This window comes from Agrobacterium sp. 22-210-1, from assembly GCF_053522525.1.
Genome location: NZ_JBNWCI010000004.1, coordinates 154,110 through 180,034 on the forward strand (window position 1 = coordinate 154,110; position 25,925 = coordinate 180,034).

Below are 25,925 nucleotides of genomic sequence, written 5' to 3' on the forward strand. Positions count from 1 at the left end.
GTCCTTCTGTCCGTCCGCGCCGGTGTCGCGGGCGTGGTATCAACCACTGAATTTCCGGGATATGACGGCTCTATAGCGGCATTGCATCAGAATTGCAATTCTTTGCGAAACAAATGACCTTTGTCTAATTGCCGTGTGCATTTGAACTGCTATGAATTCAACACATGCCTGAGGTGGGAGTCTCAAGGCGCGCTCATAACAGGACATACTTGGTTTCAGGAGGAGTTTATGTCTGCCAAAATCTACCCGGTGCTCAAATCCGCGAAAGCCCGCACGCTCATCGACAATGAGCGGTACCAGAAATGGTATCAGGAGAGCGTCGAGGATCCGGAAAAATTCTGGGACAAGCACGGCCGGCGGATCGACTGGTTCAAGCCCTATACCAAGGTCAAGAACACCTCCTTCAAGGGACGTGTACCGATCAAGTGGTTCGAGGATGGCCTGACGAACGTCTCCTACAACTGTATCGACAGGCATCTGAAGACGCATGGCGAGCGCACGGCGATCATCTGGGAAGGCGACAATCCCTATATCGACAAGAAGATCACCTATAACCAGCTCTATGATTACGTCTGCCGTCTGGCCAATGTGCTGAAGAAGCACGGCGTCAAGAAAGGTGACCGCGTCACCATCTACATGCCGATGATCCCCGAGGCGGCCTATGCCATGCTCGCCTGCGCCCGCATCGGTGCCGTGCATTCCGTCGTCTTTGGCGGCTTCTCGCCGGAAGCGCTGGCCGGCCGTATCGTCGACTGCGAATCAACCTTCGTCATCACCTGCGATGAAGGCGTGCGTGGCGGCAAGCCGATCCCGCTCAAGGAAAACACCGACAAGGCGATCGATATCGCCGCCAAGCAATATGTCATCGTCAACAAGGTTCTTGTCGTGCGCCGCACTGGTGGCAAGACCGGCTGGGCGCCAGGCCGCGATATCTGGTACCATCAGGAAATCGCCACGGTGAAACCGGATTGCCCGCCAGCGAAGATGCGGGCGGAAGATCCGCTGTTCATCCTCTACACATCAGGTTCCACCGGCAAGCCGAAGGGCGTTCTGCACACGACGGGTGGTTACCTCGTCTATACGTCGATGACGCATGAATACGTGTTCGACTACAAGGATGGTGAGGTTTTCTGGTGTACGGCCGATGTCGGCTGGGTGACCGGCCATTCCTATATCGTCTACGGGCCGCTTGCGAACTGCGCGACGACGCTGATGTTCGAAGGCGTTCCCAACTTCCCGGATCAGGGTCGTTTCTGGGAAGTCATCGACAAGCACAAGGTCAATATCTTCTATACCGCACCGACGGCGCTCCGGTCACTGATGGGGGCGGGCGACCAGTTCGTCACGCGCTCGTCGCGCGAAAGCCTGCGGCTGCTTGGAACGGTCGGCGAGCCGATCAATCCGGAAGCATGGGAGTGGTATTACCATGTGGTCGGGGAGGACAAGAGCCCGATCGTTGATACCTGGTGGCAGACGGAAACGGGTGGCATTCTAATATCGCCGCTGCCCGGAGCGACCGATCTGAAACCGGGTTCGGCGACACGGCCATTCTTCGGCGTGCAGCCGCAGCTTGTCGATGCTGAAGGCAATGTGCTGGAAGGGCCGGCGGACGGCAATCTTTGCATCACCGACAGCTGGCCGGGCCAGTCGCGGTCGGTATATGGCGATCATCAACGCTTTATCGATACGTACTTCTCGACCTATAAGGGCAAGTATTTCACCGGCGATGGCTGCCGGCGTGACGAGGATGGTTATTACTGGATCACCGGTCGCGTCGATGACGTGCTGAACGTTTCAGGCCACCGTCTCGGCACGGCTGAAGTGGAATCGGCGCTGGTATCGCATCATCTCGTTTCGGAAGCGGCCGTGGTTGGTTATCCGCACCCCATCAAGGGACAGGGCATTTATTGTTATGTCACGCTGATGGCGGGGCAGAATGGCGATTATGCGCTGCGCGAGGAGCTGGTGAAGCATGTGCGCAACGAGATCGGACCGGTCGCAACGCCGGACAAGATCCAGTTCGCGCCGGGCCTGCCTAAGACCCGCTCGGGCAAGATCATGCGGCGTATTCTGCGCAAGATCGCCGAGGATGATTTTGGTGCACTGGGGGATACGTCGACGCTTGCCGATCCCGCGGTGGTGGAAGACCTTATCGCCAACCGCCAGAACCGCACTGCATCCTGATTTTCTGGAAAGGCTGCTTCGGCAACCTTTTTCGTTCTGCAAACGAAAACACCCGGAAGCGAGCTTCCGGGTGTTTTTTATTCAATACAGTCAGGCTTACTGGCCGCGGATTTTCTTCAGGTCCGCCAGAACGGCGTCAACAACGTCTGCGCCGATTTCAGCCTTGTGCTTTTCGTAAACGACCATCGACTTCTCGCGGATACGCGCCTGCTCTTCCGGAGACAGCGAGTTGACCTCGAGACCGGCAGCCTTGATCTTTTCCAGCGACTTCTGGTTCAGTTCGCGGATGACCTTGCGCTCTTCGTCGCGGCCGACGACTGCGCATTCACGCAGAGCCGTCTGTTCTTCGGGCGTATAGCTGTCGAAGATCGGCTTGGAGAAGAGGAAGAGGAACGGCGTGTAGGCGTGGTTCGTCTCGGTGATGTACTTCTGCACCTCGTAGAACTTGGAGGTGTCGATCGTCACATAGGGGTTTTCCTGCGCGTCGATGGCGTTGGTTTCAAGCGCCGAGAAAACTTCGCCGAAAGCCATCGGCGTCGCATTGGCGCCGAGGTTCTGGAAGGTGTCGAGGAAGATGTTGTTCTGCATTACGCGGACCTTGAGGCCCGAGAAATCTTCCCACTTGTTTACGGCATGCTTGGAGTTCGACAGGTTGCGGAAGCCGTTTTCCCAATAGGCCAGGTTTACGAGGCCCTGTTCTTCCAGCTTCTTGTTCATCATGTCGCCGAAAGCGCCGTCCATGACCGCGTCAGCTTCCTTGTCGTTCGCAAACAGGAACGGCAGGTCGAATACGCCGAGCGACGGGATGAGGCCGACGAGCGGCGACGAGGACGTCACGACGGCTTCCTGAACGCCGGAGCGCAGGGCCTGTGTTGCCTGAAGGTCGCCGCCGAGAGCGCCGCCCCAGAATGCCGTCAGCTTCAGCTTGCCGCCCGACTTGTCGTCGAGGCAGGCCTGCATGGCCTTGATACCGTTGCCAACCGGGTGATCCTGGTTGATGCCGTTCGACACGCGGATGTTCCGGCTGTTGAATTCAGCCATTGCCGGTGCTGCGGCGCCAACGGCAAAAGCGATGGCGGTGGTGGTCAGAAGAAGCTTTCTCATAATATCCTCCCTTGGATTGTGGTCGAGAAAAAGTATCGGTTAACGAAGGTACTGCAGAGGTACCAGGACGATATCCGGGAAAATCACCAGCAGCGCCAAGACGATGGTTTCGGCAACGAGGAACGGCCAGACGCCGACCGTGACCTTGCCGAGCGGGATGCGCCCGACACCGCTGACGACGTTCAGAACGACGCCAACCGGAGGGGTAATCAGGCCGATGGCGTTGTTGATGATGAAGAGTACACCGAAATAGACCGGATCGATGCCTGCCTGCTTGACGATAGGCATCAGAACAGGCGTCAGGATCAGGATGGTCGGCGTCAGGTCAAGCGCGGTGCCGACGATGAAAACCAGCACCATCATGGCGGCCATCAGCAGCATCGGGCGATCGATCAGCGGCTCGATATAGCCTGCCACTTCGTTCGGAATATTCGCAGCCGTGATGAGCCACGCGGAGACGAGTGCTGCGCAGACGAGGAACATGATGATCGAGGTGCTCTTGGCGGCACGCAGGAGCACGTGAAACAGGTCCGCCGGCTTCAATTCGCGATAGATCACCATGCCGACAAACAGCGCATAGGCGGCGGCAACGACGGCTGCTTCCGTCGGTGTCATGATGCCGGCCTTGATGCCGCCGAGAATGATGACAGGCATGCCGAGCGCCCAGCCGGCACGAGCAGTCACGAGCAGACGTTCCTTGCCCGAAGTCTTGGGCAGGGGCTTTACGTTGTCCTTACGCACCACGATCAGCCAGGCGATGATGAGCGATGTGCCCATCAGAATACCCGGAACGATGCCGGCGAGGAAAAGCTGGGTGATCGAGACGTTGGCGGCGACACCGAAGACAATGAAGGCCATGGACGGCGGAATGACCGGGGCGATGATGCCACCTGCGGCAATGAGGCCGCCGGAGCGCGGGATATTGTAGCCGGCCTTCGCCATCATCGGAATGAGGATTGCGGCAAGGGCTGCGGTATCAGCTGCGGCCGAACCGGAGATGCTGGCCATGATGATGGCCGCGACGATCGCCACGATGCCGAGGCCGCCACGGATATGGCCGACAAGCGCGATCGCGAAGTCGATGATGCGGCGGGAGAGACCACCGGAATTCATCAGTTCGCCAGCCAGAATGAAGAAGGGGATGGCGAGCAGCGTGAAGGTATCGGCGCCCGAAATCATGTTCTGGGCGATGATCGCGGTGTTGAACATGCCCATGTACCACATGAGCACGACGCCGCAGAACATCAGGGAGAAGGCGACGGGAACGCCAATCGCCATTGCTCCCAGCAGAGAGCCGACAAAAACGAAAAGTGTCATGGTATCAGCGCTCCGAAAGCTGTTCGATCGTCAGGTTCTCGCCCGCGAACTGGGCGATTTCATCCTCTGTGACGCGACCGGTCAAATAGCGGTACAGGCGTTCCAGTGCGATGATGAACATCAGGCCGCCGGTGAACATGCCGATGCCATAGACCCAGATCATCGAAAGCTTGGTGACAGGGGCATGCATGCTGGCATTGATGGCGGACTGCTTCCAGGTTCCCCAGAAGAAGATGGCGGAACAGGCCAGGATGATGATGTTCGACGCGATCATGCAAAAGACGCGGGCGCGGCGCGACAGGAACATCACGAGCGTTTCAATGCCCATGTGGCTGTTTTCGCGAAAGGTCAACACGGCGCCGATGAAAGTCAGCCACACGAAGAAATAGCGCGACAGTTCTTCCGAGATGTTGATGCCGGAATTCATCGTGTAACGCATGACGACGTTGACGAAGACCATGATCGACATGCCGGCGAGCAGCAGGACGAGAATGATTTCGAGAATCCGGTAAAAGAGATTGATGGTCTTTTGCATTTTCCCCTCCCGAAGAAATATCTGAAGCATTTACGGCTAAGGATTGCCGCCAATGCTCCACCTATGGGTTTTTCGCAAAAACTGCACGCACCCTCTGCTGATCGCTCAGAGTAGCCCGCGTTTCGCCAGATTGCGCATCAGGGCCGCGGTGCCGAATGTCCATTCCGGGCATTCGTCTGTTGTCGCGACCCAATTGATCAACTTGCCGAGCTTGGGCGAGGAGATTTCGACACGGTCGCCCCTGGAATGGGTGAAACCGAGACCCGGCCCATGACGATCCTTTACCGGCGCGAACATCGTGCCAAGGAAAAAGACGGCTCCGTCAGGATATTGATGATTGCGGTTCAGGAGCTGGGACGCAAGGTTTTCCGGCGTGCGGCTGATGGCCTCCATGGGGCTTACGCCCGTCATGGTGAAACCGTCTTCGCCTTCAACCAGAAGCGAGATTTGCGACTTCTTCACGTCGTCAATGGTGAAGCGTCCGTCAAACAGTCGGATGAAGGGGCCGATCGCGCAGGATGCGTTGTTGTCCTTCGCCTTGCTGAGCAGCAGGGCGGAGCGGCCTTCGAAATCGCGCAGGTTGACGTCGTTGCCAAGCGTCGCGCCGACGATGCGGCCGTCGGAGGCGATGGCGAGCACCACTTCCGGCTCCGGGTTGTTCCATTGCGACTTCGGGTGAACGCCGATCAGCGCGCCGCAACCGACCGAAGCCATGGCCTGCGCCTTGGAGAATATTTCCGCATCCGGGCCGATACCCACTTCCAGATATTGCGACCAGAGGCCCATTTCCTGAAGCAGTTTTTTCACTTCGGCCGCTTTTTCAGAACCGGCCTCAAGTCCCTTGAGATTGTCTCCGAGAACCGGCGCCAGCCTTCCGCGGATTTCCTGCGCACGAAGCGGGTCGCCCTTGGCCTGCTCTTCGATCACGCGTTCCAGCATGCTGTCGGCGAAGGTGACACCGGCGGCCTTGACGGCCTGAATGTCGTTGGGAGCAAGAAGTTCACCGGCGGAGCCGTCCAGAAAGGCTTCGAGCGCGCCGAGTGCGACGAAAGTGCCTGTGTCGGCAAGCCGCTCCACGAGATCCGTCTTTTCCAGAAGTTCGGACATGGTGGGTGAGATGGAGGTAAGGTCGTAAAGGACGCCGTCCTTGAGCAGAACCGGGCAGGGGCCGCCTTCGCTTTTCGACCAGACGCGGCCGACGAGCAGCGCGTTCTCGGAATCTTCAGGCAAAATTGCGGTAGCGTCGATGGACCTGGTGCCGGTCATGTAGTCCTCCCCTTCAGCCCTCCAGACAATCCGCCTCCTGCGGTCTTATTGTCTGGATGTCTGACAACCTAATCTTATTCTTCTTAGTATGACTTTTCTGACGAGTCTAGCGGTCCAGAAGACAAAATTATCGTCTTTCGCCCCTGGAATACCGGAAAGCCGTAAAACCTGTCCTATAGCTTTGCGGTTGAGGCCTTATTATCCTCAGAATATATCCAGTTCGAGGTTGACCCGGCTTGCTGCGCCGATCAGATGCCTGCGCATCGCATTCTTGGCCGCAGTCGCGTCTGCGCTTTCGACTGCCTCGTAGATTGCCACATGTTCGGCGATTGTCACTTCGAGAATTTCTCCGAAAACCGCGCGTGAGAAAGCAATGTTGATCGCCGAGCTGATGCGTTCGGCAATGAAGCCGAGGAACATCAGGAAATATTCGTTCTGCGTCGCTTCCGCCAGAATGCGGTGGAAGTCGAGATCGGCCGCCACGCCCTCCGTCGACCAGTCGTCGGCAGTCTTCATCTTTTCCAACGCTGCAGCGAGCCGCGTCAGCTGCTGCGGGCTGCGGTGCAGCGCTGCCAGACCCGCTGCCTCGATTTCCAGCGGCATACGAAGCTGGAAGAGATCGCGGAAATTTTCCGGGTCGTTCAGGCGGGAGCGCTCGATGCGGATGGACAGTCTTTGCCGAGGATCGGTGACGAATGCGCCGACGCCCTGCCGCGTTTCAACGAAGCCTTCGTTGCGCAATTGCGCGATTGCCTCGCGGATGACCGAGCGGCTGACGCCGAAGGTTTTTGCAAGCACATGTTCCGTCGGCAGCCTGTCTCCCGGCCCGAGTTTCGAATCATTGATCTCGCGTGCGATCTCTGCGGCGATCCGGCCGGGCAGATGGTCGTTGCGATGTATCTGATTGAACTCCAGCGTCATGGTTGCTCCCGTTCCATAGAAACGATTGGTTCGTTTTCCCACGGCAGCGACTTCCTCCTTCGCCACGAGCGGGGTTTTCAAAGGCGGCGTATGCGGCCGCCCTCGCCATTCCTCGATTAGCTATCCGGTTGCAGGCTTATCTGGCAACCGGGATTCATCCGTAAATCGGGGTCGAAGGCGTTTTTCAGGCCGGTGATCATCCGGCGCTGCACATCAGATAGCCGGCTTTCGAAATCGGAGCGTTTCAGGCGGCCTATGCCGTGCTCGGCGCTGATGCTGCCGACGTAGCGGTCGAGGACCTCGTTGACGAGTGTCTTGGACTTGTAGATGAACGCATCACGCTCCTCCGGTGTGGCACCGTCTGGCGGAAGCACGTTGAGATGGACGTTGCCATCGCCGACATGGCCGTAGGAAACCGCGAGGCATTCCGGCAGCTTTTCCGCCAGTTCCGCTTCCGCCTCGGCCACGAAAGCCGAAAGTTTCGAAAGCGGCACCGAGATATCGGTGCGCATATGGCTGCCGCGCAGTGCCTGGCCTTCATTCATGCCCTCACGGAAGAGCCACAACGACTGCGCCTGTGCGCGAGAGGAGGCGATGACGCCGTCCAGCACCAGTCCGTCTTCCATGACGCCCTCGAGGAAACGGCCCATCAGATCGGCAGTATCCACCAGACCGGAGCCGGAAATTTCCATCAGCACATAGGCCGGGTAATCGCCGGCGATCGGCATCTTGAGGTCGGGGATTGCCTCGATCGCAAGTGTGAAAGCCACCGGCGGCATGAATTCGAAGGCGGACATCAGGTCGCAGCATTCGCGGCGAGCGCGGCGATAAAGCTTGATGGCATCGTCAAGCGAATTGAGGCCGAGCAGCGCAGTCTCGACATGTTCAGGATTGGGGTAAAGCTTGACGGCAACGGCGGTGACGATGCCGAGCGTTCCTTCCGCGCCGATAAAAAGCTGCTTTAAATCAATGCCGCGATTGTCCTTGCGCAGCGTGGACAGGCCGTTCCAGATGGTGCCATCCGGGAGGACCACTTCGAGCCCCAGAACCAGCTCGCGGGTCATGCCGTAACGCAGGACATTGATACCGCCGGCATTGGTTGAGACGTTGCCACCGATGCGGCAGCTGCCCTGTGCGCCGAGGGACAGCGGGAAGAACATGCCCTTGTCCTCCACCGCATCCTTGAATTCCGAGAGAATGCAGCCGGCTTCAACGACAGCGGAAAAATCGTCGCTGTCGATGGCGCGGATGGCGTTCATGCGCTCCATGCTCAGCACGACCTGATGTTTCGGGGCATCGGGAATGCCGCCGAGCACCAAGCCGGTGTTGCCGCCCTGGGGGATGATGGCGAGGCCGAGTTCGGCGCAGGCGCGCACCGTGTCGGACACTTCCTGCGTAGAACGAGGGCGGATGACGGCCACGGCCGAACTGGTGACATCACCGTGCCAGTCACGGCAATAGCGCAGCATGTCTTCCTGCGATGTCAGCAGCAGGGCTTCACCAAGCCTGTTCTTCAGCGAGAACCGCAATTCCTCGATATCGTGTTCACTCACGATCGTCATTCCACCCTCTCCGTCCAATCCGCCCTAAAATATGAGGGCAAGGGTTTGTGGCCTTGCATTTGCCGGCACCCTTGCTTTTGTTAGTTTGTGAAAAAATACTATTTTCAATCGGATCATATAAGGTTATCAGACAACCTTACAAGCTAATTTATCGGTCCATCGGCCGATGATGTTTTTTCGGTCTCGGGAGAATGACCGGGACACAGAGGAGGAAGACATGCATATCGCAATCATCGGCGCCGCAGGCATGGTTGGCCGCAAGCTGACGCAGCGTCTCGTGAAAGATGGATCGCTCGGTGGCAAGCCGATCGAGAAATTCACGCTTATCGACGTGTTCCAGCCCGAAGCGCCTGCCGGTTTTTCCGGTGCTGTCGATGCGCGCGCAGCTGATCTCTCCGCCCCGGGTGAAGCTGAAAAGCTGGTGGACGCCCGTCCGGATGCCATCTTCCATCTCGCCGCCATCGTGTCTGGTGAAGCGGAACTCGATTTTGACAAGGGCTACCGTATCAATCTCGACGGCACCCGTTATCTCTTCGACGCCATCCGCATTGCTAACGGTAAGGATGGTTACAAGCCGCGCGTGGTTTTCACCTCGTCGATTGCCGTCTTCGGCGCGCCGCTTCCCTATCCGATCCCGGATGAATTCCACACCACGCCGCTGACAAGCTATGGCACGCAGAAGGCAATCTGCGAGCTGCTGCTGTCCGATTACAGCCGTCGCGGTTTCTTCGATGGTATCGGCATCCGTCTGCCGACTATCTGCATTCGTCCGGGCAAGCCGAATGCGGCGGCCTCCGGCTTCTTCTCGAATATCCTGCGCGAGCCGCTGGTCGGCCAGGAAGCGGTTCTGCCAGTGCCGGAAAGCATTCGCCACTGGCATGCTTCGCCGCGTTCCGCCGTCGGTTTCCTCATTCATGGTGCGACGATCGACGTCGAAAAAGTCGGTCCGCGCCGCAACCTGTCGATGCCCGGCCTCAGCGCCACCGTTGGTGAGCAGATTGAAGCGCTGCGCAAGGTGGCTGGCGAAAAGGCCGTCGCCCTCATCCGTCGCGAGCCGAATGAGATGATCATGCGCATGTGCGAAGGCTGGGCACCCGGTTTCGAAGCCAAGCGCGCTCGCGAACTGGGCTTTACGGCTGAAAGCTCCTTCGAAGAAATCATTCAGGTTCATATCGAAGACGAACTGGGAGGTTCACTGAAATGAGGATCAGTGGGGAGGAGAAAAAGCGATCGATTGCCTTTATCGGCACGGGCCTGATGGGTGGGCCGATGGCGCGGCGTCTGTTGGGTGCCGGCTTTTCGGTCACGGTCTGGAACCGTAGCGCGGATAAGGCGGAGGCTCTTGTTGCCGATGGCGCGGTTCTCGCGGCATCGCCGGCGGAGGCCGCCAAGGGTGCCGATATCGTCATCACAATGCTGAGCGACGGCAAGGCTGTGGGCGAGGTGCTGTTCGAGGCCGGCGTGGCCGATGCGCTGAAAAAGGGAGCTGTCGTGATCGACAGCAGCTCGATTGCGCCGCCGATTGCGCGCGAACACTCCTCCCGGCTTGAGGCGCTCGGCATTCATCACATCGATGCCCCGGTCTCCGGCGGTGTGCCGGGGGCAACTGCTGGCACACTCGCGATCATGGCGGGTGGCGACGAGGCGCTGATCTCGGGTCTTGCAGATGTCTTTGCGCCGATGGGCAGGCTGACCTATGTCGGTCCCTCAGGCGCGGGCCAGCTCTGCAAACTCGCCAACCAGCAGATCGTCGCCATTACGATCGGCGCGGTTGCCGAGGCGATGATGCTAGTGGAAGCGGGCGGCGCATCCCGGGAAGGTTTTCGCAATGCCATACGCGGCGGTTTTGCCGAAAGCCGGATTCTGGAGCTGCATGGCGAGCGCATGGTGAAGCGCAATTTCGTGCCGGGTGGTCCATCCAAGTTTCAGCTCAAGGACCTGAACGGCGTGCTGGCGATGGCGAAGGATATGTCGTTGACGTTGCCGCTGACCCAGCAGGTGACGCGGGAATTCGATGACTTCGTGGGTGATGGCGGAGCCGATATCGACCATAGCGGTATCCTGCTTTACCTCGAAAAACTCAACAACCGCGAACAGGGCTGAAGCGATCTCATGAGCGACGACAAGACACCCATGCGCCGCCTGAGGTCCCAGGATTGGTTCGACAACCCTGACCATCTCGACATGACGGCACTCTATCTGGAGCGCTTCATGAATTACGGCGTGACGCCGGAAGAGTTGCGTTCCGGCAAGCCGGTCATCGGCATCGCCCAGAGCGGCAGTGATCTGACGCCTTGCAACCGCGTCCATGTGGAACTCGTCAAGCGGGTGCGCGATGGCATCCGCGACGCGGGTGGCATCCCCATCGAGTTTCCGACGCACCCGATGTTCGAAAACTGCAAGCGCCCGACGGCGGCGCTTGACCGCAATCTTGCCTATCTCAGCCTTGTGGAAGTGCTTTACGGTTATCCGCTCGATGGCGTCGTTCTGACCACGGGCTGCGACAAGACCACGCCTTCGGCACTGATGGCGGCAAGCACGGTCGATATCCCGGCCATTGTGCTTTCCGGCGGGCCGATGCTTGACGGATATCATGACGGCGATCTGGTTGGTTCCGGCACTGTCATCTGGCGCATGCGCCGCAAATATGGTGCGGGCGAAATCACCCGTGAGGAGTTTTTGCAGGCGGCGCTCGAATCCGCTCCTTCCGTGGGCCATTGCAACACCATGGGCACCGCTTCCACCATGAACGCCATGGCGGAGGCGCTCGGCATGTCGCTGACTGGCTGCGGTGCGATTCCCGCCGCTTACCGTGAACGCGGCCAGATGGCTTATCGCACTGGCCGCCGCGCCGTCGAGCTGGTTGTCGAGAACATAAAACCTTCCGACATCATGACCCGCGAGGCATTTTTGAACGCGATCCGCGTCAATTCGGCAATTGGCGGTTCCACCAATGCCCAGCCGCATCTGGCGGCAATGGCGAAACATGCGGGTGTTGAGCTGCGCGAGGAGGACTGGCAGGTCCACGGCTACGACATTCCGCTTATCGCCAATGTCCAGCCGGCCGGTAAATGGCTGGGTGAGAAATATCACCGTGCCGGCGGCACGCCCGCCATCATGTGGGAGCTTCTCAAGGCGGGCAAGCTCGACGGAAGCTGTCCGACCGTAACCGGCAAAACCATGGCGGAAAATCTGGAAGGTCGGGAATCGACCGACCGCGACGTGATCCTGCCTTACGATAAGCCGCTGAAGGAACGGGCCGGTTTCCTCGTTCTCAAGGGCAATCTCTTCGATTTCGCCATCATGAAGACAAGCGTGATCTCGGCGGAATTCCGGCAGCGCTATTTGAGCGAACCGGGCCGCGAGGGGATTTTCGAGGGAAAATGCGTGGTGTTCGATGGTTCTGAGGACTATCACGCCCGCATCAACGATCCATCCCTCGGTATTGACGAACGCACCATTCTTGTCATTCGCGGCGCAGGGCCGCTCGGCTGGCCGGGTTCGGCTGAGGTCGTCAACATGCAGCCGCCGGATGCGCTGTTAAAAAAAGGCATCACCAGCCTGCCGACAATCGGCGACGGCCGGCAATCGGGAACGGCGGACAGCCCGTCGATCCTCAATGCCTCGCCGGAAAGTGCAGCCGGTGGCGGGCTCGCCTGGCTTCGCACCGGCGACGTGATCCGTATCGACTTTAATGAAGGGGCATGCAACGCGCTGGTGCCGGAGGCTGAGCTTGAAGCGCGCAAGGCTGATGGCATCCCGGCGGTGCCGGCTGATGCGACGCCCTGGCAGCGCATCTACCGTCAATCGGTGACACAGCTTTCGGATGGCGCGGTTCTGGATGGGGCTGCGGATTTCCGAAGGATTGCCGAGAAGATGCCCCGGCACAATCACTAATTCGGCAATGAACAGACATGATGAAAATCCCCGGCCACGACCGGGGATTTTTCTTTTCCGGGCGGTTTCACAATTGATTGTGACCTCCTAATGTACCTGCAAATCCGCATCACAGGAGCAGGGCGTGACAGATATTTCGATGATCGAGGCGGCGCGTCAGCGCATCGGCAACCAGGCGGTGCGGACACCGCTGCTGTCATCACCGTTTCTGGATGAGATTGCGGGCCGAAAACTGTTTGTGAAGGCCGAGTGCCTGCAAAGGACAGGTTCCTTCAAGTTTCGCGGCGGCTGGTCAGCCGTCTCCGGTCTGCCTGCCGAGGTGCGCGCTAAGGGCGTGCTCGCTTTTTCTTCGGGTAACCACGCGCAGGGCGTGGCGCTTGCCGCCCGCCTGCATGGCGTTCCCGCCGTCATCATCATGCCCTCCGACGCGCCGAAGATCAAAATCGACAATACACGCGCCTATGGTGCGGAGGTGGTGCTTTATGATCGGGCCAACGAGGATCGAGACGCCATCGGCGACCGACTGTCGCGCGACCGTGGGCTGACACTGATCAGACCTTACGACGAACCGCTCGTCATTGCCGGGCAGGGCACGGTGGGGCTGGAGATCGCTGAACAGGGCGCGGAGCTGGGGATCGGTGCGGCAGAGGTTCTGGTGCCCTGCGGTGGAGGCGGTCTCACCTCGGGCATCTCGCTCGCGCTTGCCGCGAAAGCACCGAACTACAAGGTCAGGACTTCAGAACCGGAGCGGTTCGACGACGTGGCGCGCTCCCTTGCCGCGGGTAAGATAGAGCGTAATGCAACGGCCTCGGGTTCGATCTGCGACGCGATCGTTACGCCGCAACCCGGCAACATCACCTTCCCGATCATGGCCGGGCTTTGCGGAAAAGGCATTGCCGTGACCGATGAGGAAGCGCTGCGGGCCACGGTCCTCGCCTTCAACCGGCTGAAGGTCGTTGTTGAGCCCGGCGGCGCGGTCGCCCTTGCCGCGGCGCTTTTCCATGGTGGTGAACTGGAGAGTGAAACAGTGATTGCGGTTGCGTCCGGCGGCAATGTGGATCCCGGAATCATGGCGGATGCGCTGGCTCGCTTTGGCTGAGGCGGCAGTCTGAGATTAATCCCTGAGCCGTGCCGCAATGTCTGCGGCAATCGCCAGTGAGGCGGTCAGGCCGGGGCTTTCTATGCCAAAAAGATTGACGAGGCCGGCAAGTCCGTGGGTTTCCGGCCCGTCGATGCGAAAATCCATGGCGGGTTCGTCGGGTCCGGAAATCTTTGGCCGGATGCCGGAATAGGCTGGGATCAAGGCATCGTCCGGAAGGCCCGGCCAATAACGTCGTATAGCATCGCCGAAACCCTCCATGCGGCGGGGATTGACGGCGTAATCGATGGTTTCGACCCATTCCACGTCAGGGCCGAACCGAGCCTGACCGGCGAGATCGAGCGTGAGGTGCACGCCGAGGCCGTGGGTGTGCGGTGCGGGATAGATGAGCCGCGAAAACGGCGACTTGCCTTTCAACGAAAAATAGCTGCCTTTGGCGAAGCGCGCCTGAGGGATCACTTGTGCCGGCAGGCCCACGATTTTTTTTGCCACCATCGGCGCGATGAGGCCGGCGGAATTGATGAGCAGGCGGCATGTCATGCTCATCGGCTCCTTGCCGCCGACATCAACACGGAACCCCCCGCTGATTGTCTGCGCCCTTTCGAAAGGTGCGTTCAAGGCAAGGGCGGCGCCATGGTCTTCCGCCTCACCGAGCAAGGCCAGCATATAGCCGTGGCTGTCGATGATGCCGGTCGAAGGTGAGAGCAGGGCTGCCCTGCAGGCAAGAGCGGGCTCAAGCGAAAGCGCCTGCCGTTCATCGATCAGCTCCAGGTCGTCGCAGCCGTTGGCCTCACCCTTGTGCTTGAGCCCGGCCAGCAGGGTCATTTCAGCGTCATCGGCCGCCGCGATAATTTTGCCGCAGCGGCGATGCGAAACACCGTGGCTCTGGCAGAAGGCATAGAGCCGCGCCTTGCCCTCCACGCAGAGCCGGGCCTTGAGGCTTCCGGCCGGATAATAAAGCCCGGCGTGAATGACCTCGCTGTTGCGGGAAGAGGTCGCGGAGCCGAATTCCTTTTCGCTCTCCAGGATGATGACAGAGAGGCCGCGCATCGACAGTTCACGGGCCGCCGCCAGCCCGATTACTCCTGCCCCGATGATGATGGCGTCGATATCCATCATGTCTCCCTGTCCGCAGATAGTCCATTTGAACGAACGCCGCCGCGCCGCGCCAATATTCCGCGATGGGTAGATTGATGCTTGTCGGGAGGCAAGTGGCGACCCCTATTTTTCCCAATTGGCGCTTCTTATGGAATTTTATCTCTACTGGAACGGTAGGGGATGAAGCTATTCTGTGGGTGAGATTAACCACTACCCGTTCGACGGGCCAGACAGGGAAGGGAGCGCACGATGTCTTATTCCAAAGCAGGAAAAGTAAAAGACTTTGTCTCGCAGCCCCAGTCACCACGCAACTGGAGAGATTCGGTGCATGCGGCTCTTGTCGGCGTGTGTGTGGCGTTTGTCGCCGCCGTCATATTCGGTCTCGTTCCCTGATCCTCCCGTCTTTTCCATCAGGGTATTTGAGAACAAAAGGCCGGTCGCTCCTCCGATCGGCCTTTTTCATGCGCATTCACGCCTTCAGATAATCCTCGGCCAGATCGACCCAGAAGGCAGTTCCGATCGGCAGGATGTCGTCGTTGAAGTCGAATTTCGGGTGGTGCAGCGGTGGGTCGTTGTCGGTGCGCGCAGTGCCAAGGAAGAAATAACAGCCCGGCCGTTTTTCCAGCATATAAGCAAAATCCTCCGCGCCCATCGAGGGGCGCTGCATCTCGGCCACTTTTTCAGCGCCGGCAAAACGGCGAGCGAGATCGGCGACATAGTCCGTCTCCGCCTTGTGGTTGATGGTTGCGTTATAGCCGCGCTCGTACTCGATGGTGACGCTCATGCCATAGCTTGCGGCCTGGCCTTCGGCTATCGCCCGAATGCGCTTTTCCAGTTCATCGCGCACGCCCGCATCGAAGGAGCGGATGGTGAGCAGCATCTCCGCCGTTTCGGGAATGACGTTGCTGGCAACACCGGCATGGAACGCGCCCACGGTGACGACGGCCGACAGTTGCGGATGGATGTTGCGGGACACGACCGTTTGCAGCGCCATGATGATGCTCGCACCGGCAACGATGGGGTCGGCGGCATCCTGCGGTTCGGCGCCGTGGCCGCCATAACCGTTGACGGTGATCTTGCACTCATCGACGGCGGCAAGGATCGGTCCGTCGCGCAGCACGAATTGCCCGAAAGGCACGCCGGGATCGTTATGCAGGGCAAAAACCGCATCGCAGGGGAAGCGGTCAAACAGGCCGTCCTCGATCATGATGCGGGCGCCGCCGAAATTCTCTTCTGCCGGCTGGAAGATAAGATGCAGCGTTCCATCGAAATTCCGGCGTTCGGCAATGATCCTTGCCGCACCCAGGAGCATGGCGGTGTGGCCGTCATGACCGCAGGCATGCATAACGCCCTGATTGGCACTGGCATATGCCGCCCCGGTCTCCTCGTGGATCGGCAGGGCGTCGATATCGGCACGAATGCCGAGCGTGCGGGTGCTGTCGCCATTGCGAAGCGTCGCGACGATGCCGGTGCCGGCAAGCCCCCGTGTCACCTCATAACCCATTTCCACCAGCTTCTCGGCAATGAAATCCGACGTCTTGAATTCGGAAAGGCCGATTTCGGGATGGCGGTGCAGGTGATGGCGGATCGCCACCACATCCGGCATGTGGTTGGCAAAGGAGGTGGCGTTGGCGGTCTGTCTGGTCATTTTCGAAGTCCCGGTTTACGCCGCTTTTTTCCGGCGCCTTTTAGCAAGGACATAGCAGCATATGTCTCCGCGCGTAAGAGGCGTTCCGGCACCCGAAATGCCCTGAAATTCAGCGCTTGCATCGTGCCGCGACAGGTGGCATGGAACTATTGACGTCCTGGGGCATTAGCTCCTTTCGGATGTGGCGCGGGCCTTCTCGGTTTCGTGTTGCCTTTCAGGTTGTCAACGGGGGACTATCGGGCGTTGCGCGAACAATTTTCGCCGTTGAGGAGTGTGCGAAATCCGGTCGGAACGGCTCTGCCGGGCCGTGGGATGAGATTTTCCTGTCGCCGGAAATCCCCTGTTCGCACTGATCACTCGCCTTGCAAATATTTCGGAAAAATTGTGCCACCCGATGTGGCAACGACGGATATCCTTCATCGGATGATACGATCCGCCCGACGGCCGGTCCGGTTCACCGAAGGTTCAGGATAAGTCATAAATATAGCGTGGCCTGATTTTCGTGTGTGCTTCCGCCACGGACGAATGCCGGTCAAGTCGAACAAGTATCCCTTAAGTTCAGAATACGAGCCCGATGTCATTTCATATCACCCCGACCGCCGCCGCCCGTGATTCCGAGACGAAGCAGATTGATCACAATGATTCGATCCGCGCGTCCTATATGACGATTGAGGAACTGCATGATGCGGGCGCCGCGCTTTCCCGCGATGGTGCCGATGGTCTTCCTGGCTTCATGGAATTCGATTTCTTCGAGCGTCATCGTGAGAACGAGAAGGAAATCCTCAGGGTCTACCGCACGACGGCCGTCGATGCGGAGAATGGTGCGACGATTACGCCAGCGGCGGAATGGCTGCTCGACAATCACTACGTCATCGAAGAAGCAATCCAGGAAGTGCGTCGCGATTTTCCGCGCAAGTTCTATCGCCAGCTACCGACGATGACGGTGGGCGGGGTGACGATCCCGCGAGTCATGGCGCTCGGCTGGCTTTATGTCGCCCATACCCACAGCACGGTTTCGCGCGAGAACATGACGGCGCTGGTGGATGGCTACCAGACCTCCAAGACGCTGCAGATCGGCGAATTGTGGGCGCTGCCTTCCATCATTCGTTTTGTCCTCATCGAAAATCTGCGCCGTATCTCCATCCGCGTCGAGCGTTCGCGCCGTATGCGCCAGAAGGCGAATGAGGTCGTCGATGAAATCATCCGGCTGAATGATGCAGAAGCGTCGGCTGTGCTGCTCAAGCAGGTCGATTCGCTGGTCGATGATCCGACTTTCGCGACGCAGTTCCTTTATCGTCTCCGCAACGGCTCGCAGACCTCCGGTTTTGCGGTTGCGTGGCTGGAAGAGCGCCTGCATGCCGCCGGCACCGATGCCGAAAACGTCATGATGTCGGAACATAATCGTCTCGCCTCCGGCAATGTGACGATGGGCAATATCGTCAAGAGCCTGCGCGAAATCGACGATACCGAATGGTCGGTGTGGTTCGAGGAAGTCAGCCATATCGACAAGGTTCTGCGCGAGGAGACCGATTACGAAGTTCTCGATTTCGGTTCCCGCAACACCTATCGCAACACGATCGAGCTTCTGGCTCGCCGTTCTCCCAAGACCGAAGTTGAGGTTGCGCGCGCCGCCGTCGAAATGGCGCGCTCCGATATGCCTGCCGGTGCGGATGAAAATCATCGCGTCAATGTCGGCTCCGTGCTTGTCGGCCAGCGCCGGTTCGAGCTTGAAAAGGCACTGGGTTACCGGCCGCTGGTGTCGCAGCATATCGTCCGCTCGATGCGCAAGTTCAACTGGCTGGCAATCGCCGCGCCGGTGCTTCTGATCACTGCGATTGCCATGCTGGCGGTCGGCTGGTTCCTCGCGGAAGCGGGCATGCCCTGGTATGTCGTCACTGCCTTCCTGCTGATGTTCGCATTGCCGGCCTCCGAAGGGGCGACCGGTCTCTTCAACACGCTCGTCACCTTCTTCGTGAAGCCGTTCCGGCTGGTCGGATACGAGTTTAAGAACGGCATTCCGCAGGATGCCCGCACGCTCGTCGCCGTGCCCTGCATGCTCACCAGCCGCGACAGCGTCGACGAGATGATGCGCAATATCGAGGTGCACTATCTCGCCAATCCGCATGGCGAGATTTATTTCTCGCTCGTCAGCGACTGGCGCGATGCGCAATATGAGCAATCCGATGAGGATCTCGAAATCCTCGACTATGCCAAGCGCGAGCTTGCGGCGCTGAACAGCCGTTATGCCTTTGACGGCAAGACGCGCTTTTACCTGCTGCACCGCCGCCGCATCTACAATTCGGCCGAAGGCTGCTGGATGGGCTGGGAGCGCAAGCGCGGCAAGCTGCATGAATTGAACATGCTGCTGCGCGGCGACAAGGATACGACATTCCTGGGCGGCGCCAATGTCGTGCCGGAGGGCGTGAAATACGTCATGACGCTGGATGCCGATACGCGCCTGATGCGCGATGCGGTGACCAAGCTCGTCGGCAAGATGCATCACCCGATCAACCGTCCGGTGATCGATCCGGTATCCGGACGGGTTGTCGAAGGTTACGGCCTGCTGCAGCCGCGCGTTACACCCTCGCTCACCACCGGCAAGGACGCCTCCGTTTTCCAGCGCGTCTTCTCTATCAACCGCGGTATCGACCCTTACGTCTTCACCGTTTCCGACGTCTATCAGGACCTGACCTCCGAAGGCACCTTCACTGGCAAGGGTCTTTATGATGTGGATGCCTTCGAGGCGGCGCTGAAGGGCCGGATCGAGGAAAACTCCATCCTCAGCCACGATCTGCTCGAAGGCTCCTTCGCGCGCTGCGCATTGGTGACCGACGTGGAGCTGGTGGAGGACTTCCCGACCCGCTATGAGGTGGAAGTCTCGCGCCAGCATCGCTGGGCGCGTGGCGACTGGCAGCTGCTTCCCTTCATCCTTGACCGTGCCCGTGGCGTTACCGCCATCGGCCGCTGGAAGATGGTCGATAACCTGCGTCGCTCGCTGACCCCGATCGCCTGGTTCTTCGCGTCGATCCTCGGCTGGTATTTCATGGACCCGCTCGGTGCGCTGATCTGGCAGATCCTGCTGATCTTCTCGCTGTTCGTGGCGCCTACGCTTTCCCTGCTGTCCGGCCTCGTGCCGCGCTCTACCGATATTGTGCCGCAGGCGCATTTTCATACCATCTGGTCGGAAATTCGCGCGACCAATGCGCAGGTTGCGCTGCGCATAGTCTTCATCGCCGATGCCGCCTGCATGATGACGGATGCGATTGCCCGCTCGCTTTACCGTCTGCTTGTCAGCCACAAGCTGATGCTGGAATGGCGTACCGCCGCCAGCATGCAGTCGAGTGCCCAGGGCAGCATCGTCGATTATTATCGACAGATGTGGCATGCGCCCGTGGTGGCGATGCTCGGCCTGCTGTTTGCGGCGCTGCCGGGCGACAACGCCTTCCTGATCGGCATTCCCTTCACGCTTCTCTGGGTGCTGTCTCCGGCAGTCGCCTGGTATGTCAGCCAGTCGGCTGAAACCGAAGACCGGCTGTTCGTTTCGGAGCACGTCTCCTTCGAGCTTCGCAAGATCGCGCGTCGCACATGGCGTTATTACGAAGCCTTCGTGACGCCGCAGGAAAACCACCTGCCGCCTGATAACTTCCAGGAAACACCGGAGCCGATCGTCGCTTCGCGCACATCGCCCACCAATATTGGTGTTTATCTGCTTTCGATTATTTCGGCGCGTCAGTTCGGCTGGATCAGCTTCGCCGATACGCTGGAGCGGATCGAGAATACGATCCAGACCGTCGAAAAGATGGAGAAGCATCGCGGCCATCTCTACAACTGGTATCATACCGACACCCTGCAGACGCTTGGACCGCGCTATGTTTCGGCGGTGGATAGCGGCAACCTTGCCGGTCACCTGATCGCGGTTTCGTCCGCCTGCCGCCAATGGGCGGAGGCGCCGTCCGCACATCTTCAGGGCAATCTGGACGGTATCGGCGATCTTGCCGGCATTCTGCGCGAAACGCTGAAGGCGCTGCCCGATGACCGCAAGAACCTGCGACCGCTGCATCGCCGTCTTGAAGAGCGCATCATCGGCTTCTCGAACGCTCTCGCCTCCGTCAAGCGCGAGCATGAATTCGCCTCGATCCGCGTCATCAATCTCGCGGTTCTTGCGCGCGATATCCAGAAACTCGCTACCAATGTCGATCACGAGGTGAAATCCGCACAAAGCGCGGAAGTGACACGCTGGGCGCAATTGCTCGTCGATTGCTGCGAAGCGCATATTTCCGACAGCGCCATTGACCTCACCAATATGGAGCCGCTGCGCCAGCGCCTCGCATCGCTGCGCGACCGCAGCCGCAACCTTGCCTTCTCGATGGACTTCACGTTCCTCTATCGTAAGGATCGCCGTCTTCTGTCGATCGGTTATCGCGTCGAAAGCAAGGAGCTGGATGAGGCCTGCTACGACCTTCTGGCTTCCGAATGCCGCCTGACCAGCCTGTTCGCCATCGCCAAGGGCGATCTGCCGACCGAGCACTGGTACCGTCTCGGCCGCCAGGTCGTGCCGATTGGCGCGCAGGGTGCGCTGGTCTCCTGGTCCGGCTCGATGTTCGAATATCTGATGCCGCCGCTCGTCATGCAGGAGCGTCAGGGTGGCATTCTCAACCAGACCAACAATCTGATCGTCAAGGAACAGATGAACCACGGTCGTCGCCTTGGCACGCCATGGGGCATTTCCGAAGCGGCGTTCAACGCCCGCGATCACAACATGAATTATCAGTACACCAATTTCGGTGTGCCGACCCTTGGCCTCAAGCGTGGCCTTGGCCAGAATGCGGTGATTGCGCCCTATGCGTCGATCCTCGCCAGCCAGTATGATCCTGACGGCGCGCTCGAAAACCTCGACAAGCTGCGCAAGCTTGGCGCGCTTGGCCAATACGGTTTCCACGATGCGGTGGACTTCACACCGACGCGTGTGCCTGACGGCAAGGTCTGCGCGGTGGTCTACAACTATTATGCCCACCACCACGGCATGTCGATTGCGGCTGTCGCCAACGTCGCCTTTGATGGCGTGCTGCGTGAATTGTTCCACTCCGATCCGGTGATCGAGGCCGCCGAACTGCTGCTGCAGGAAAAGGCACCGCGCGAAGTGCCTGTTATGAGCGCCAAATACGAGCCGGAAACACCCGGCAAGGAACAGGCCGACCTGTTGCGTGCGGAAGTGCGCTCCATCGCCGATCCTGCGGTGCGCGACCGCGAAGTGGTGTTCCTCTCGAACGGCCATTATTCGACGATGCTCACCTCCACGGGTGCGGGTTATTCGAAATGGAATGGGCAGGCGATTTCCCGCTGGAAGGCCGACCCGACAGAAGATCGCTGGGGCACCTTCATCTTCCTGCGCGACACCACCAATGGACAATGGTGGAGTGCGACGGCCGAGCCGCGCGTCGTCGAAGGCGAAAAGACCAAGACGATTTTCACCGACGACAAGGCCGAGTTCCACAAGACAACAGGCGATCTGCAGAGCGTGGTTGAGTGCATCGTCGCCACCGAGCATGATGCCGAAGGCCGCCGTATCACCCTGCTGAACGTCGGTTCCGAGGATCGCTACATTGAAGTGACCTCCTATATGGAGCCGGTCATCGCGTCTGAAGATGATGACAACGCCCATCCGCTGTTCTCGCGCATGTTCGTGCAGACGGAGATCGGTCGACGCGGTGACGTCATCCGCGCCTGGCGCAACCGCCGCAGCCCGAACGAGCCGGGCACCGTCATCGCGCATCTGGCCGCCGACAATGCCGGCCCATCGCGCCCGACGGAATTCGAGACGGATCGCGCCAAGTTCATCGGTCGCGGCCGGTCCCTGCGGGAAGCGGCGGCTTTCGATATGGGTGCGACGCTTTCCAGCACGGATGGTTTCACTCTTGATCCTATCCTGTCGCTGCGCCGCACCGTGCGTGTGCCGGCGGGCAAGAAGGTGAGTGTGATCTTCTGGACGATTGCCGCGCCGAGCCGCGAGGAAGTCGACAAGGCGATCGACCGCTACCGTCATCCGGATGCTTTCGCGCATGAACTCGTGCATGCCTGGACACGTACGCAGGTCCAGATGCGCCATGTGGGCGTCACCTCGCAGCAGGCGGCCGCCTTCCAGCATCTCGGTCGTTATCTGACCTATCCGGACATGCATCTGCGTGCGGATTCGGAAACGCTGAAAACGGGTCTCGCCTCGCAGCGCGCCCTGTGGCCGCTTGCCATTTCCGGCGATTTCCCGATCTTCAGCCTGCGTATCAATGACGATATGGACATGGATATCGCCCGTGAGGCGCTGAGCGCCCATGAATATCTGCGTTCACGCGGCGTGATCTTCGATCTGGTCATCGTCAATGAGCGGGCTGCGTCCTATGCCCAGGATATGCAGCATGCGCTGGATCATATTTCCGAGGCGCAGCGCCGCATCAATCCTGCGGACGGCGGTCGTCCGCACGTCTTCTCCGTGCGTCGCGACCTGATGGACGAAGAGACCTGGAGCGCGCTTCTCGCCGCCTCCCGCGTTGTTCTTCACGTGCGTAACGGCAAGATTGTTGATCAGATCAACCGCGCTGTATCGCTGTTTGCGGCCCATCGCGGCCCTGACGGTACGAGTGACGCTGCGCAGGCGCGTCTGCCTGTGCCGGCCTTCCCCGTCGCGGAGCCGGTCGAGGATGCGGGCGATCTCGATTTCTGGAACGGTTTCGGCGGCTTCGCCAAGGGCGGCCAGGAATATGTCGTGCGCCTCAATGGCGGGCAGTCGACGCCGCATCCGTGGATCAACGTCGTCTCGAACGAGAGTTTCGGCTTCCATATTTCGGCCGAAGGCGCCGGTTTCAGCTGGAGCCGCAATTCGCGCGACTATCAGCTAACGCCATGGAGCAACGATCCGGTCATCAACCGGCCGGGTGAGGCCTTCTATGTCGCCGATGTGGAGACAGGAAAGCTCTATACGCCCTGCGCCGCGCTTTCGCGCGATCCCGAAGCCATGTTCGAAACCCGCCATGGTCTCGGATATTCCGTGCTGACCGGTGTAGCGGATACGCTCGAAGTCGAGCTGACACAGACCGTTGATCGCGAAAAACCGGTCAAGTTCTCGCAGGTCATCGTTCGCAACAAGGGCTCGAAAAGCCGCCGCCTGAAGGTCTATGCCTATGTGGAGTGGGTGCTTGGCAATAACGGCCAGAAATCCGCGCCGTTCATTCTGAGCAGGCACGATGCTGCCAGCAACGCGATTTTCGCGTCGAACCCTTACAGCATCGACTATAGCGCCCGCACGTCCTTCCTGACGCTCGACACCGAGGCGAGCGGTTTCACCACCAGCCGCCGGGAATTCATCGGTCGCTTCGGTTCCGCGCAGGCGCCGCAGGGCATCGTGTCCGGCGCCGCACTCAGCGGCAGCACCGAAGTTGATGGCGATCCCTGTGCCGCGCTGATGCAGGAAATCCACCTGAAGCCCGGCGAAGAACGGCATATGACCTTCATTCTCGGCGATGCCGACAATGCGGAAGAGGCCGAAGCGCTGGTGAAAGATGCACGCCAGGCCGACTTCCAGACGGTGCTGGACGAGAGCAAGGCGTTCTGGACTGGCTTTACCGGCCAGTTGCAGGTTTCCACGCCCGATGCCGGCTTCAACCACATGGTCAACAACTGGCTGCCCTATCAGGCGCTGGCGTGCCGCATTCTGGCGCGCACCGCCTTTTACCAGTCGAGCGGCGCCTTCGGTTTCCGCGACCAGCTTCAGGATACGCTGGCCTTCCTGCTCTACCAGCCGGATCTCGCCCGCAAGCAGATCCTGCGTGCGGCCGGCCGCCAGTTCCCGGAAGGCGATGTGCAGCACTGGTGGTTGCCGCTGACGGGTGCAGGTGTCCGCACAACCATTTCGGACGACGTCGTCTGGCTGGCTTATGCGATCAACCAGTATGTCTCGGCCACGGGCGATGCCGCCATCCTCGATGAAAGCATTCCCTTCCTGAAAGGCCCGGCATTGATGCCCGGCCAGCATGACGCTTTCTTCCAGCCGGAGACGAGCGACAGGTCCGTCACGCTTTACGAACATGCGGCGCTGGCGCTTGATCTCGCCATTCATCGCACCGGTGAAAACGGTCTGCCGCTGATCCTCGGCGGTGACTGGAACGACGGCATGAACCGTGTCGGCGTTGGCGGCAAGGGCACCAGCGTCTGGCTCGGCTGGTTCTTGGCCGGTGCTTTGCGCGATTTCATCGAGATCGCCGAAAAGCGTGGGGATACAGATCGTGTCGGCAAGTGGGCGGCGCACCGTGAAAAGCTGCGCAATGTTCTCGAAACGGCGGGTTGGGACGGCAGCTATTATCGGCGTGGTTATTTCGATGACGGCACACCGCTCGGTTCTGCCAGCAGCGAGGAATGCCGGATCGATTCGCTCGGCCAGAGCTGGAGCGTTCTCTCCGGTGAGGGCGAGGAAGGTCGGTCGCGGCAGGCAATGGATGCCGTGATGGAGCATCTGGTCGATGAAAAGACCGGCATCATCCGGCTGTTCACGCCGCCCTTCTCTCGTGCGCCACATGATCCGGGCTACATCAAGGGATATCCGCCGGGTGTACGCGAAAACGGCGGGCAATATACCCATGCGGCGACCTGGGTGGTTCTTGCCCTTGCGAAGCAGGGTAGGGCGCAGGAGGCCTGGAACTGCTTCAAGCTGCTCAACCCCGTCAATCATGCGCTCGATGCGGCGGCGTCGGAAACCTATCGGGTCGAGCCCTATGTGGTGACCGCCGATGTTTACGGTGAGGGCGCTTATGCGGGTCGTGGCGGCTGGAGCTGGTATACGGGTTCCGCCGGCTGGCTTTACCGTGCTGCGGTCGAGGGTATTCTCGGTATCACCCGCACTGACGGCAAGCTGCATATTTCGCCGTCGCTACCGGAAGACTGGAGCGGTTTCTCGGTGAAGATCACGCTCGACGGGAAGGCAAGGAACATCGCCGTTGATCGTAAGGCCGGCACGGCGGAAGTTTCCGTATCCGTCGATGGCAAGGCTCTCCCGGCAGGTGATCGGGTGATCCCCTTCGACTGAGACGATCAGGTCTCTGTTCGCTTTAAAGTCAGGCTCCTGTGGTGACGCAGGGGCCTGAATTTTTTAGGGTCTACTTGCCTCTGGTTCAGCATATTGGCCGCATCATAATCCGGAAGCCCAGTCTCCTTGGTAGCCACGGGCTGAAAACGGCGGCACCGGGATGAGATTATCCACGAAAGCCTTGATATGCGGGCCGGGTTGTCCGGCAGCCGTCAACCGCCCCG

Annotated in this window: 14 protein-coding genes; 6 read left to right on the forward strand and 8 right to left on the reverse strand. The window is 59.8% G+C overall.

All coding sequences use genetic code 11. The features are described from left to right. Positions 1-228: 228 nt before the first annotated feature. Complete coding sequence (acs, locus tag ACQZ5F_RS22955) at positions 229-2,184, forward strand: acetate--CoA ligase (protein WP_046799627.1); 1,956 nt, start codon at positions 229-231, stop codon at positions 2,182-2,184. A 96-nt stretch (positions 2,185-2,280) separates the two neighbouring features. Here acs and ACQZ5F_RS22960 read toward each other — a convergent pair whose 3' ends face one another. The 6 genes from ACQZ5F_RS22960 to ACQZ5F_RS22985 form a co-directional block, all read right to left on the reverse strand. Then, on the reverse strand, positions 2,281-3,288 hold the full coding sequence (locus ACQZ5F_RS22960; RefSeq protein ID WP_046799626.1) for a TRAP transporter substrate-binding protein: 1,008 nt from the start codon (positions 3,286-3,288) through the stop codon (positions 2,281-2,283). Between the two features lie 39 nt (positions 3,289-3,327). Continuing rightward, positions 3,328-4,605: a TRAP transporter large permease gene (locus ACQZ5F_RS22965; RefSeq protein ID WP_003492595.1), complete on the reverse strand. Its 1,278-nt coding sequence runs from the start codon at positions 4,603-4,605 to the stop codon at positions 3,328-3,330. A 4-nt stretch (positions 4,606-4,609) separates the two neighbouring features. After that, positions 4,610-5,140: a TRAP transporter small permease gene (locus ACQZ5F_RS22970; RefSeq protein ID WP_046799625.1), complete on the reverse strand. Its 531-nt coding sequence runs from the start codon at positions 5,138-5,140 to the stop codon at positions 4,610-4,612. A gap of 105 nt (positions 5,141-5,245) precedes the next feature. After that, on the reverse strand, positions 5,246-6,406 hold the full coding sequence (locus tag ACQZ5F_RS22975) for a fumarylacetoacetate hydrolase family protein (protein WP_046799624.1): 1,161 nt from the start codon (positions 6,404-6,406) through the stop codon (positions 5,246-5,248). A gap of 204 nt (positions 6,407-6,610) precedes the next feature. After that, complete coding sequence (locus ACQZ5F_RS22980) at positions 6,611-7,327, reverse strand: FadR/GntR family transcriptional regulator (protein WP_052818829.1); 717 nt, start codon at positions 7,325-7,327, stop codon at positions 6,611-6,613. Between the two features lie 116 nt (positions 7,328-7,443). Then, the gene (locus tag ACQZ5F_RS22985) at positions 7,444-8,889 is read right to left on the reverse strand and encodes an FAD-binding oxidoreductase (RefSeq protein WP_225338230.1); all 1,446 of its coding nucleotides are present in this window, start codon (positions 8,887-8,889) and stop codon (positions 7,444-7,446) included. Between the two features lie 217 nt (positions 8,890-9,106). Between ACQZ5F_RS22985 and denD the strand changes: the two genes are divergently transcribed. From denD to ACQZ5F_RS23005, 4 genes are all read left to right on the forward strand, one after another. After that, a complete protein-coding gene (gene denD, locus ACQZ5F_RS22990; RefSeq protein ID WP_046799622.1) occupies positions 9,107-10,093 on the forward strand; it encodes a D-erythronate dehydrogenase in 987 nt (328 codons plus the stop codon). After that, positions 10,090-10,992, forward strand: a complete 903-nt coding sequence (locus ACQZ5F_RS22995; RefSeq protein WP_263647196.1) for an NAD(P)-dependent oxidoreductase — start codon at positions 10,090-10,092, stop codon at positions 10,990-10,992. The genes denD and ACQZ5F_RS22995 overlap by 4 nt, the downstream gene beginning before the upstream one ends. 9 nt (positions 10,993-11,001) lie before the next feature. Further along, positions 11,002-12,786 (forward strand): IlvD/Edd family dehydratase, encoded by a 1,785-nt coding sequence (locus tag ACQZ5F_RS23000; RefSeq protein WP_046799620.1) that lies wholly within the window; start codon positions 11,002-11,004, stop codon positions 12,784-12,786. Positions 12,787-12,910: 124 nt separating this feature from the next. Next, entirely contained in the window at positions 12,911-13,885 is a 975-nt protein-coding gene (locus ACQZ5F_RS23005; protein ID WP_052818705.1) for a threonine ammonia-lyase, read from the forward strand. Between the two features lie 15 nt (positions 13,886-13,900). On the opposite strand, the gene ACQZ5F_RS23010 is transcribed toward ACQZ5F_RS23005, so the two are convergent. Then, positions 13,901-15,004: an NAD(P)/FAD-dependent oxidoreductase gene (locus ACQZ5F_RS23010; protein ID WP_225338231.1), complete on the reverse strand. Its 1,104-nt coding sequence runs from the start codon at positions 15,002-15,004 to the stop codon at positions 13,901-13,903. Between the two features lie 448 nt (positions 15,005-15,452). After that, a complete protein-coding gene (locus tag ACQZ5F_RS23015; RefSeq protein WP_448731094.1) occupies positions 15,453-16,631 on the reverse strand; it encodes a M20 aminoacylase family protein in 1,179 nt (392 codons plus the stop codon). A gap of 574 nt (positions 16,632-17,205) precedes the next feature. On the opposite strand from ACQZ5F_RS23015, the gene ACQZ5F_RS23020 reads away from it, so the two are divergent. Continuing rightward, a complete protein-coding gene (locus ACQZ5F_RS23020) occupies positions 17,206-25,701 on the forward strand; it encodes a GH36-type glycosyl hydrolase domain-containing protein (protein WP_448731095.1) in 8,496 nt (2,831 codons plus the stop codon). Positions 25,702-25,925 lie beyond the last annotated feature (224 nt).